The sequence below is a fragment of the Streptomyces sp. NPDC127098 genome (assembly GCF_042722465.1).
Classification (GTDB): Bacteria; Actinomycetota; Actinomycetes; order Streptomycetales; family Streptomycetaceae; genus Streptomyces; species Streptomyces millisiae.
Map to the genome: position 1 here is coordinate 54,864 of NZ_JBHXFJ010000009.1, position 9,580 is coordinate 64,443.

General features: G+C 72.7%; 11 protein-coding genes and 1 pseudogene. 6 read left to right on the plus strand and 6 right to left on the minus strand.

Translation table 11 applies throughout. The features are described 5' to 3' along the window. Window positions 1-121: 121 nt before the first annotated feature. On the minus strand, window positions 122-505 hold the full coding sequence (locus ACFWI8_RS08710) for an SH3 domain-containing protein (protein WP_387087398.1): 384 nt from the start codon (window positions 503-505) through the stop codon (window positions 122-124). Window positions 506-750: 245 nt separating this feature from the next. Between ACFWI8_RS08710 and ACFWI8_RS08715 the strand changes: the two genes are divergently transcribed. Next, the gene (locus tag ACFWI8_RS08715; RefSeq protein WP_387087400.1) at window positions 751-1,155 is read left to right on the plus strand and encodes a nuclear transport factor 2 family protein; all 405 of its coding nucleotides are present in this window, start codon (window positions 751-753) and stop codon (window positions 1,153-1,155) included. Here the strand turns inward: ACFWI8_RS08715 and ACFWI8_RS08720 are convergent. Genes ACFWI8_RS08720 through ACFWI8_RS08730 form a run of 3 tightly spaced genes read right to left on the minus strand, consistent with a single transcriptional unit; the run spans window position 1,152 to window position 4,372 of the window. Beyond that, window positions 1,152-1,928 (minus strand): DJ-1/PfpI family protein, encoded by a 777-nt coding sequence (locus tag ACFWI8_RS08720; RefSeq protein WP_387087402.1) that lies wholly within the window; start codon window positions 1,926-1,928, stop codon window positions 1,152-1,154. The genes ACFWI8_RS08715 and ACFWI8_RS08720 overlap by 4 nt on opposite strands. Further along, entirely contained in the window at window positions 1,925-2,929 is a 1,005-nt protein-coding gene (locus tag ACFWI8_RS08725) for a GlxA family transcriptional regulator (RefSeq protein WP_387087404.1), read from the minus strand. Before ACFWI8_RS08725 ends, ACFWI8_RS08720 begins: the two co-directional genes overlap by 4 nt. A gap of 48 nt (window positions 2,930-2,977) precedes the next feature. Continuing rightward, the gene (locus ACFWI8_RS08730) at window positions 2,978-4,372 is read right to left on the minus strand and encodes a cytochrome (protein WP_387087406.1); all 1,395 of its coding nucleotides are present in this window, start codon (window positions 4,370-4,372) and stop codon (window positions 2,978-2,980) included. A 304-nt stretch (window positions 4,373-4,676) separates the two neighbouring features. Here ACFWI8_RS08730 and ACFWI8_RS08735 point away from each other — a divergent pair, with 304 nt between their 5' ends. The 3 genes from ACFWI8_RS08735 to ACFWI8_RS08745 all read left to right on the plus strand — a co-directional run bounded on the left by ACFWI8_RS08735 (window position 4,677) and on the right by ACFWI8_RS08745 (window position 6,625). Next, complete coding sequence (locus ACFWI8_RS08735; RefSeq protein WP_387087408.1) at window positions 4,677-4,937, plus strand: type B 50S ribosomal protein L31; 261 nt, start codon at window positions 4,677-4,679, stop codon at window positions 4,935-4,937. Next, a complete protein-coding gene (locus ACFWI8_RS08740) occupies window positions 4,937-6,082 on the plus strand; it encodes a CobW family GTP-binding protein (RefSeq protein ID WP_387087410.1) in 1,146 nt (381 codons plus the stop codon). Before ACFWI8_RS08735 ends, ACFWI8_RS08740 begins: the two co-directional genes overlap by 1 nt. A gap of 306 nt (window positions 6,083-6,388) precedes the next feature. Further along, the gene (locus ACFWI8_RS08745) at window positions 6,389-6,625 is read left to right on the plus strand and encodes a DUF397 domain-containing protein (RefSeq protein WP_311603937.1); all 237 of its coding nucleotides are present in this window, start codon (window positions 6,389-6,391) and stop codon (window positions 6,623-6,625) included. Window positions 6,626-6,752: 127 nt separating this feature from the next. Here ACFWI8_RS08745 and ACFWI8_RS08750 read toward each other — a convergent pair whose 3' ends face one another. Then, entirely contained in the window at window positions 6,753-7,247 is a 495-nt protein-coding gene (locus ACFWI8_RS08750; RefSeq protein ID WP_387087412.1) for an ATP-binding protein, read from the minus strand. Window positions 7,248-7,628: 381 nt separating this feature from the next. On the opposite strand from ACFWI8_RS08750, the gene ACFWI8_RS08755 reads away from it, so the two are divergent. After that, window positions 7,629-8,468 carry a helix-turn-helix transcriptional regulator gene (locus ACFWI8_RS08755; protein WP_311603964.1) on the plus strand — a complete coding sequence of 280 codons (840 nt, stop codon included), beginning with the start codon at window positions 7,629-7,631 and terminating at the stop codon, window positions 8,466-8,468. 22 nt (window positions 8,469-8,490) lie between these two features. Here the strand turns inward: ACFWI8_RS08755 and ACFWI8_RS08760 are convergent, their stop codons facing one another. Continuing rightward, on the minus strand, window positions 8,491-9,102 hold the full coding sequence (locus ACFWI8_RS08760) for a PadR family transcriptional regulator (protein ID WP_387087414.1): 612 nt from the start codon (window positions 9,100-9,102) through the stop codon (window positions 8,491-8,493). A gap of 184 nt (window positions 9,103-9,286) precedes the next feature. Between ACFWI8_RS08760 and ACFWI8_RS08765 the strand changes: the two are divergent. Continuing rightward, window positions 9,287-9,469, plus strand: a pseudogene (locus tag ACFWI8_RS08765) (ATP-binding cassette domain-containing protein); the annotation flags it as partial. Window positions 9,470-9,580: the final 111 nt, after the last annotated feature.

Below are 9,580 nucleotides of genomic sequence, written 5' to 3' on the forward strand. Positions count from 1 at the left end.
TTGGCGCGGGTGGGGGGGTCGCCCCGTCGGGGGGTGGGGGGTGGCTGGTGCCGTTGGGGGGCGGGTGGGGGTGGGGCCGCCCCCCCCCCCGCCCCCCGGTGTCGCTCGTGCCGCTGGTGCCTCAGCAGTGGGCGGAGACGTTGCCCGTCTCGTTGCCCTTCAGCAGCCCGCCCCAGATGTAGTTGCCGTCCGAGAGCCGCACCCACTTGTTGTGCGCGATGCCGCTGCTGTCCGAGACGTGGCCGCCCTCCAGCCAGCACGCCGCCGACAGGCTCTGGTTGGCGCCCACGGTGTAGGCGACGCCGTAGTTGGTGCCGGGGCCGGTGCGGACGTTGCCGCCGGTCCAGGTGGTGACGGAGCTGGCCGCCGACGCGGAACTCGCGGCCCGCGCCAGCGGCTCCGCCGGCGCCGCCCCGCCGGCCGCCGCGGTCCCGGCCATCGCCCCCGCGACGAGGGCCAGGCTCGCGACGGCCAGGGTGAGGCTCCGCCCGTGTGCCTTGCGCATGAAATCCTCCCTTGTGCGGGCTCTGTGCCCGCCTGTCGGTCAGGTGGAGGACTGCCCCCGCCGATCGTCACAAAAACGAGGCACGCGCGTGCGGAGAGTGACGCTACGCGGATAGTCGACGCCACGGCTTCGCGGCGACCCGCGCGCGTGCCGGGCGCCGAGTGCCGTGCCCGCCGGGCCGCGGCTGAGTACCGTACCGGGGAAGGACGGGGGACTCCCCGGCACGGCGCTCCGGAAGGAATGGGATGGCACTGACCGCCGAGGACCGCGTCGCCGTCACCGATCTGGTCTCGCTGCACGGACACCTGGTCGACGCCGGTGAACTCGACCGTCTGGACGAGCTGTTCACCGACGACGTGACCTACGACGTCACCGACCTGGGCGGCGGCCCGCTCCAGGGGCTCGCCGCCATCCGGGAGGCGGCGCTGTCGATGGGCGAGCTCAACCCGGTGGGCCACCACGTGACCAACATCGTGCTCACCGAGCTCTCCGCCGACCGGGTGCTCGCCCGCTCCAAGGGCCTCGGCGTCCGCTCGGACGGCACGGTCGGCAGCGTGACCTACGAGGACACGGTGACGCGTACGGCCGCCGGCTGGCGCATCACCCACCGCGTGGTGCGCGCCCGCCGGACGCCGCTCAGCGCCGGCTAGGTCTGCGACTCCTCCAGCAAGCGCAGGGCCAGCGCCTTGAGTTCGGGGCTGGCCTGGCTGGCGTCGCCCGCGTCGAACGGCGGGCGCGGGTCGTACTCGACGGCCAGCTGGATGCCCTGGGCGACGGTGTCGCCCGCGAGCTCGGCGGCCAGGTACAGGGACATGTCGAGTCCGGCCGAGACGCCGGCGGCGGTGATCAGCTTGCCGCTGCGCACCCACCGTTCCGGCACGTAGACCACGCCGAACTCGGACTCCAGGTAGCCGGCCGAGGCCCAGTAGGTGGTGGCGCGCTGCCCGGCCGTGAGCAGCCCGGCGGCGGCCAGCACGAGGGCGCCGGTGCAGACGGAGGTCGTGAACCGGGTGTGGCGGTCGACGCGGCGGATGAAGTCAAGAAGCGCCCGGTTCTCCATCGCGCCGACGGTGCCGCGGTTGCCGGCGCCGGGGACCAGCAGCACGTCGAGGCGGTCGACCTCGGCGATGGAGCGGTCGGCCATGACGGCCACGTCGCCGGTGTCGGTGCGGACCGGGCCGCGGCGCTCGGCGATCATCGTGACGGTGGCGCCCGGCAGCCGGGACAGGATCTCGGCCGGACCCGTCGGATCGAGCAGGCTGTAGCCGTCGTAGAGCAGGATGCCGACGCGGGGGCCCCGCCCCGCGGTCGGGGAGGCGGTCGCGTTCCGGCTCGTGGCCTGGGCGACGGAGGGGGCGGCTGCCGCCGCCGTCGCGGCGGCGGCGCCGGCCAGCACGGTTCTGCGGGTCGCGTGGATTCTCATGGCGCCGGAGTCTGGCGTCCGGCGGCCGCCCGTGGGCGGGGCATGTCCGTCATCCTGCGGATCGTGTCCCCGGTCATGCCGTAGTGGTCGAGGAACGCCTGGCGCAGCGTCGCGGCGGAGGCGAAGCCGCAGCGGCGCGCGATGGCGTCGAGCGGCAGCCGGCTGGCGCGCGTCAGGTGCGCGGCCGCCTCCGTGCGCATGGCGCGCACGGTGCGCGCCGGGGTGGTGCCGAGGTGTTCGGCGAAGAGGCGGGTGAGGTGGCGGGTGCTGACGCCGGCCCTGGCGGCGAGCGCGGCCGGCGACAGGTCGCCGGCCAGGTGCGCGGCGATGTACCCGTTGAGGTCGCGCACCAGCCGGTCGCCGGGCGGCGGCGCGGACAGGAACATGCTGATCTGCGCCTGGTCGGCGGGCCGGTGCAGGTAGGTGACGAGTTCGCGGGCGACGTTCCTGGCGAGGGTGGGGCCGTGGTCGTCCTCGATGAGCGCCAGCGTGAGGTCGAGGGCGCTGGTGACGCCGCCCGAGGTGTACACGTCGCCGTCCCTGATGTGGATCGGCCCCGGGTCGACGGCCACCTCCGGGTAGTCGGCGGCGAGTTGCGGGGCGAACCGCCAGTGCGTGGTCACCCGCCGCCCGTTCACGAGCCCGGCGGCGGCCAGCAGGAAGGTGCCCGTGCAGACGGCGGCGACGCGGCGGCTCACCGTGGCGAGCCGCCGGATCTGCGCGACCAGCGCGGGGCTCGCGGCGGCGGGCCCGTGCCCGAGGCCGCCGACCACCAGCAGCGTGTCCAGGGGGCCGCGCACGTCGGCGAGTCGCTGCCCGCCCCCCAGGCCGATCCCGGACGAGCTCCGCACCGCCCCGCCGCCGAGCGTCCCCAACTCGACGGCATAGGGCGGGGTGGGTCGGTAGTGGTTGGCGATGTCGAGGGCCCCGCTCGGGGAGGCGACATCGAGGATCTGCGCGTCGTCGTAGGCGACGATCAGCACGCGGCGCGGCTCAGCCATGCGGCCGATACCATCACGCCCGACCTGCCCCCGGCAGGCCACCCCGGCTCAGGCTGGCGGCTGTTGGCGGGAGGCGAGGCCGGCCAGGAAGCGCCAGAGGCGGGAGCGGGACCGCTGCGCCGCCGGGGGCGCGGTCTCCGCGGCCGTCGCGGTGGGCGGCGGCGTGGTGTCGACGACCGGCAGCGGGGCGGCGCCCGCCAGCAGGCGGAAGCGGACCGGGAGCGACTTCACGCCGTGCGCGTAGGGCGAGGAGCGCCAGGGGATCTGGTCGACCGGCAGCATCAGTTCGAGCTCGCAGTGGTCGAGCAGCCGGGCGACCGCCGTCGTGGCGACCATCTCGGAGAGCTCCTGGGCCGGGCAGTGGTGGACGCCCGCGCCCCAGGCCAGGTGGGCCCGCGAGCTCTTGAGCCCGTTGTCGGTCAGCGCGGCCGCGAACACCGGATCGCCGTGCGCGGCGGCGACGGACGGCATCACCGGATCGCCGGCCGCTATCCGGTAGCGGCCGAGCCGCACGTCGGAGACCGGGAAGCGCAGCGGCAGGTTGGCCCAGGGCGGCGAGGCCATCTGCACGCGGTTGACCAACTCGCCGTAGTCGCCGCTGCGCAGGCTCTGCCACGCCTGGTCGCTCGCCCCGCCCAGCGCCTCTAGCACGGTGTTGGTGACGGCCTGGCCGATGTAGTCGGAGTAGACGATGATCGCGTACAGCTCCAGGGCGACCTGTTCGTCGGGCAGTTCCGGCGCGGCGGCGATGAGTCTGCTGGTGAGGTCGTTGCCGGGGTTCTCCCGCTTGTACGCGGCCAGTTCGGTCGTCGCGGCGACGAGCCGCCTGATGGCCTCGGCCGCGTCGGGGGCCGCGTCGGCCATCCGCCAGGCGTCCATCACCATGTCGTCGCCGCGCTCGACCGGGAAGCCGAAGAGCCGGTTGAGCACCATCAGCGGCAGCGGGCGCGCGAACTGGAGGGAGAGGTCGACGAATCCGCTGGAGCCGCCGGCGGTGAAGAGGGCGATCAGCTCGTCCGCGTGCCGCTCGACCGCCCGCCGCAGCTCCAGGGCCTGCGGCTGGTCCGGGTCCTGGAAGGGGCGCAGCGCCGACTCGACCGCGGCGCGGGTGGCGGCTCGCCGTTCGTCGTCCTGGTGCAGCAGGTGGTCGACCCGGTAGCCGGCGAGCATGGGCCACTCCTCGGGGACCCGCCCCTCCCGCAGGTCGCGCCAGTGGCCGGGGTCGACCTTGAAGACGGACTCGTCGCGCAGCACCCGGGTGACCTCGTGGTAGCCGATCACCAGCCACACGGGGACCCCGTACAGGTCGACCGGGGCCACCGGCCCGTGGGCGGTGCGCAGCCGCTCGTAGACCAGCGCGGGGCGGGTCTCGTAGTCCCTGGTCATGAGGGGGGCGGTGGGCAGCGAGCCGAGCTCGGACGGGGCGGTGGGGTGCGGTTCCATGACGGTGTTCCCTTGATCATCTCCTCGGAGGGCGAACAGCCTAACGGCCATTCGGCGCACAGCGGGTCATGCGTTCGATAACGACATCGACGGCTTTCCAGGGGCAGATGACGGCGTGTTTCATGACCCGTCGCCGTTCGGCGGGATTTCTCCCGAGGCGCGGCCGCAGCGGTGTGATCCTCTTCTTAATGAAAATGGTTTCCGTTTCGCTAGACTGGCGGCCGGCCGCTGGGATCCTCGGCGCGGATCGGGTACCCGTACCTGGCCCCGAGCCCGCGCTGCACCGGAGAGAGGGAGGTCAGCCATGAAATCCGGGACACACCCCGAGTACCGCCCCGTCGTCTTCCGCGATCGGGTCGCCGGTTACGCGTTCCTCACCCGATCGACCGCGGACAGTGACGAGACGATCGAGTGGGACGACGGCCGCACCTACCCCGTGGTCGACGTCGAGACCTCGTCGGCCAGTCACCCGTTCTACACGGGCAACCGGCGCGTGGTGGACACCGAGGGGCGCGTCGAGCGATTCGAGCGCCGTTACAGCAAGAAGAAGGATGAGGAGAGCTGATGCTGCCGGTCGTCATCGTCGGCGGACTGCACGCCGACGCCCGCCGCACCGCCGTGCGGCGGCTGCTCACGGGGGTGCCGGGCAGTGTCGCCCTGCACCATGACCTGACCGGGGCCGCGGCCACCGGCATGGTCACTCGCCTGGTGCGGGACGCCGGGGCCACGCTGGGCACCGGTCAGACCCCGCTGGTCAACGACTGCGCCTGCTGCGCGCTGCGCGAGGACCTGGTGCCCGAGCTGCTGCGGCTCGCCGAGGACGGCCGGTGCCGGCTGGCGGTGGTCGAGCTGTGGGACTCGGTCGAGGCGCGCTCCATGGCCGAGGTGATCGCCACCCACGGCTCCGGCCGGCTGCTGCTCACCGGCGTCCTCACCGCCGTCGACCCGGCGCTGGCGCTGCCCTACCTGGCCAACGGCGACGACCTGGCCGAGGTCGGCCTGGCCACGGCGCGGACCGACCAGCGGACGGTCGCCGACACCTGGGCGCGACAGCTGGAGTACGCGCCGACCCTCGCGCTGGTCGGCGGCGACCAGCCGGCCGACGACCTGGACCGGGCGCTGCTGACGCAGCTGCACCCCACGGCGAGACGGATCCTGGTCGCCGACCCGGAGTTCCCGCGGCTCGCGTCCTCCGGCTTCGACGTCGAGGCCGCGGCGGCCCGCCAGCACCCGGCGAGCGCGCTGCTGCCGCAGGAGGCGGACGAGGCGGGCGTGACCACCGTGGTGTGGCGGCACCGGCGGCCGTTCCACCCGGAGCGGCTGTACGCGGCGCTCGAGGAGCTGACGTGCGCGGCGCCGCGCAGCCGGGGCCGGTTCTGGCTGGCCGACCGGCCGGACACGCTGCTCTCCTGGGACGCCGCGGGCGGGGCGCTGTGCGTGGACAACGTGGGTCCTTGGCTGGCGGCCGTGCCGGACGCGGCCTGGGAGATGGCGCCGGCGGTGCGCCGGGTGGCCGCCGCGATGGACTGGGACCCGGAGGTGGGGGACCGGGTGCAGCACCTGGTGTTCACGGCCCCCGGCCTGGACCGGGAGGGGCTGCGGGCGCGGCTGCGCGCCTGCCTGCTGACGGACGCCGAGTACGCGGGCGGCCGGGCGGCCTGGCGGGAGCTGGCGTCGGCGTTCGACGAACTGCTCGACCCGGTGTCGTAGCGGCGGCCAAGGTGAAGCGTGACGCACCTCACGGGGCACGCGGGCCGTGGTGGCTCGCTTGCCCTGTGCTGAACCTATTTCCGGCGGATGCGATGGAACCGGATGGCTCGCCCCACCGTCTCAGCAATGGCACGGACCATTTGTTGTGACGGGGCGGCGACGCCCTGTCGTGCACGTGCATTCGCGCGTGCAGATGCAATTGAACGACGTTAGTATCTGGGTCAGTTGAGTCCCAAGCGCCTGTTGATGACGCATGTGACTCCTGTTGCACATCGTTGCACCACAAGCACGACCCGGGAGAGTCCAGTGCCCGACGCGTACAACGGCATTGCCGCGCACGAACTCCGGGACGTGGTGTGGCTGAAGAGCAGCCACAGCAACTCTCAGGGAACCTGCGCGGAATTCGCGAAGTTGCCCAGTGGGGATGTTGCCGTTCGCAACTCCCGATTTCCCGAAGGGCCGGCGTTGGTATACACGCCGGCGGAGGTCGAGGCGCTGCTGCGCGGCGTCAAGGACGGGGAGTTCGACCACCTGATCTCGTGAACGAGTTGGTGACGAGTTGGTGAACGATCTCGTGTCCGGCTGATCAGGCGGCTCGACGACCGGGACCGGCGGCCATGGGCCGGCCGGTACCCGGTCCCCGTCGGGAAGTCTCTGGTCGAGAGGGCTCTCAGCTGGTCTGGAAGGCCGCCCAGACCACCTTGCCGCGGCCGCCGGCGAGCATCCGCCAGCCCCAGCCGTCGCTGAAACACTCCACCAGGTGCAGCCCCCGACCCGATTCGGCCGCGCCGTCCATCGGGTTCGACGACCTCGGCAGGGCGCCACTCGGATCCTGCACCGCACATATCACCCGGCCCGAGCACCGCATCAGTTCGAGCTCGACCAGCGGGCGGGCGACCGCGATCGGCGCGACCGGCTCCGCGTGCGACTGGGCCGGGACGACGGGGCGACCGAGGCCGTGCCGGAGCGCGTTGGTGACCAACTCGGAGACGACCAGGCCCACGGCGTCGAAGTGCTGCGGCAGCCGCCAGCCCTGCAGCGTGTTGCGGGTGAAGTCCCGTGCGCGGCGCACCGATTCGGGGCGCTGGGTCAGGCCGAGGGTGGCCGTGCCGGAGAGCGTCCGCAGGTCTACGGGCGGAAAGGGTTGCCCTAACTGGTCCAGCATGGGCGTTCCTCTGGTCCCCATGGCGCGGCACTCCTGGCGTTGCGGCGGCGGCACTGCTGTCGTCGGGGGCCCGACGTCGTGTCCGGTCCTCCCAACCCCGCCAGGCGCTGTTGGGCGCGGCGAGGCCAAGCTGACGCACCGGTTCCCAGCGCGTAGAGCTCATGCTTCCCAAGGCTTACGGCAAATGCAAGGGCAGATGCACGTGCACGAAAAAATTTGATGGACTGTAATCATGCGCACACCGAATGAGACGCGTTCGTGGCAGACTTCTGCGGTCGGAGGTGGAGGGCAGTGAGTCTCATGAGTTCTCAACGGATGGCGGAGAGCGCCGGCGCGGGGGCGACCGGGGTCGCCAACCCTCCCGAGGGAGCCGGCGGTTCGATGGTCCGGCGCATCCTCCTGGGCTCGCAGCTGCGCCGGCTGCGCGAGGCGTGCGGCGTCACCCGCGAGGAGGCCGGCTACTCGATCCGCGCCTCCGAGTCCAAGATCAGCAGAATGGAGCTCGGCCGAGTCAGCGTCAAACCGCGCGACGTGGCCGATCTTCTCACGCTCTACGGGGTGACCGACGAGGCCGAGCGCGAACCGCTGCTCGGCCTCGCCCGTTCCTCCGGGCAGGCGGGTTGGTGGCACAGCTACAACGACGTGCTGCCCAGCTGGTTCCAGACGTACATCGGTCTCGAGGCGGCGGCCGAGCGGATCGCCACCTACGAACTCCAGTTCGTGCACGGCCTGTTGCAGACCGAGGCGTACGCGCACGCCGTGGTGGTCGGCGGGCACAAGGGGCGGCTGCCGCGCAGCGAGGTGGACCGGCGGATCGCGTTGCGGCTCGCCCGCCAGAAGCTGCTGGTGTCCGAGAGCGCGCCGCACCTGCACTGCGTGCTCGACGAGTCGGCGCTGCGCCGGCACCACGGTGGCCGCGAGGTCATGGCGGAGCAGCTGGACGCGCTGCTCGACTTCGCCGACTACCCGAACGTCACCCTCCAGGTGGTGCCGTTCGCGCAGGGCGGCCACGTGGCCGAGTCGGGGGCGTTCACGCTGCTGCGCTTCGCCGAGCGTGAGCTGTCCGACCTGGTCTACCTGGAGCAGCTGACCGGCGCGCTCTACCTGGACAAGCGCGAGGAGGTCGCGGCCTACCAGGTGGTGCTCGACCGGCTCGCCGAGTTCGCGCTCAGCCCCGAGGGCACCAGGGACCTGCTGGCCGGGATGCGCCGGGAGATCTGAGCCGGGGCGGTCCCCGGCGGCGTCAGGCGAAGGGGTTGGCCATGCCGTGCGGCAGCACGTCGACGCTCCGCTGGCCCTCGCCGGCCATGACATAGGCGCCCGCGCTCAGCCGGTCGATGAGCCCGCGGGTCCACTCGGCCTGGCTGGCGGAGTTCTGCACCCAGAGCCGCATGATCTCGCCGATGTGACCCCACTCCGCGGGGGTGGGCGCCGGGGTCCAGTGCTTCTCGACCTCCTCGCGCCACCCGTCGAGCGCCGCCACCCGCTCCCGTAGCAGCTCGATCGCCTCCTCGCGCGGGAGGTCGACGATGAACCCCACGCCCGCGGTCAGCACGTCGATGCGCTGGTCGTGCGCGCGCAGTGACTCCCGCAGCATGTCGAGGTACGCCTCCTCGCCGGCGTCGGTCAGCTCGTACTCGGTGCGCGGCGGCCCGCCGGCCGGGCTGGGCGCCGTCTCGTGGGCGATGAGCAGGCCCTGCTTCGCCATCTGCTTGAGCGCGTGGTAGATCGATCCCGGCTTGGCGTTCGACCACTCGTGGGCGCCCCAGAACTCCAGGTCGTTCCGCACCTGATAGCCGTGCGCCCGCCCGTGCTGGCGCACCGCGCCAAGCACCAGGAGCCGAATGACCGACATCACTGCCGTCCTTCCCCTTGCGTTTCCCCGCGGATCTGTGTCCTGGGGCGCAGTCTCTCACCGGCCTGGCTAATCAAGTTTGACTACCCCCGCTGGGCGAGTTAGCCTCGGCCGCTCGCTACTCATCAAATTTGACTAGCCCATCGTCTCACCCACCGGGGAGGTACGCGTGCCCGATCACGCGATCCTGACCGAGGACCTGACCAGGGTCTACGGCCGGGGACCGAACACCAAGACCGCCCTGGCCGGCCTCGACCTGACCGTCGAGGCCGGCACCGTGCACGGCGTGCTCGGCCCCAACGGCGCCGGCAAGACCACCGCGGTCCGCATCCTCACCACCCTGCTGCGCCCCACCGCCGGCCGAGCCGTGGGGGGGGGGGGCGCCCGAGGGGGGGCGCCCCCCCCCACGCGCCCGCCGACAACGGGAGGGGCGAGCAACCGCCACCCCGGCGCAGGAGAAATAGGGTAGGGAGGGCAA

What these genes read in the sequence shown, in the direction of transcription:
- ACFWI8_RS08710 (WP_387087398.1), bottom strand. Translation starts at nt 505, where the DNA reads ATGCGCAAGGCACACGGGCGGAGCCTCACCCTGGCCGTCGCGAGCCTG.
- ACFWI8_RS08715 (WP_387087400.1), top strand. Translation starts at nt 751, where the DNA reads ATGGCACTGACCGCCGAGGACCGCGTCGCCGTCACCGATCTGGTCTCG.
- ACFWI8_RS08720 (WP_387087402.1), bottom strand. Translation starts at nt 1,928, where the DNA reads ATGAGAATCCACGCGACCCGCAGAACCGTGCTGGCCGGCGCCGCCGCC.
- ACFWI8_RS08725 (WP_387087404.1), bottom strand. Translation starts at nt 2,929, where the DNA reads ATGGCTGAGCCGCGCCGCGTGCTGATCGTCGCCTACGACGACGCGCAG.
- ACFWI8_RS08730 (WP_387087406.1), bottom strand. Translation starts at nt 4,372, where the DNA reads ATGGAACCGCACCCCACCGCCCCGTCCGAGCTCGGCTCGCTGCCCACC.
- ACFWI8_RS08735 (WP_387087408.1), top strand. Translation starts at nt 4,677, where the DNA reads ATGAAATCCGGGACACACCCCGAGTACCGCCCCGTCGTCTTCCGCGAT.
- ACFWI8_RS08740 (WP_387087410.1), top strand. Translation starts at nt 4,937, where the DNA reads ATGCTGCCGGTCGTCATCGTCGGCGGACTGCACGCCGACGCCCGCCGC.
- ACFWI8_RS08750 (WP_387087412.1), bottom strand. Translation starts at nt 7,247, where the DNA reads ATGCTGGACCAGTTAGGGCAACCCTTTCCGCCCGTAGACCTGCGGACG.
- ACFWI8_RS08755 (WP_311603964.1), top strand. Translation starts at nt 7,629, where the DNA reads ATGGTCCGGCGCATCCTCCTGGGCTCGCAGCTGCGCCGGCTGCGCGAG.
- ACFWI8_RS08760 (WP_387087414.1), bottom strand. Translation starts at nt 9,102, where the DNA reads ATGTCGGTCATTCGGCTCCTGGTGCTTGGCGCGGTGCGCCAGCACGGG.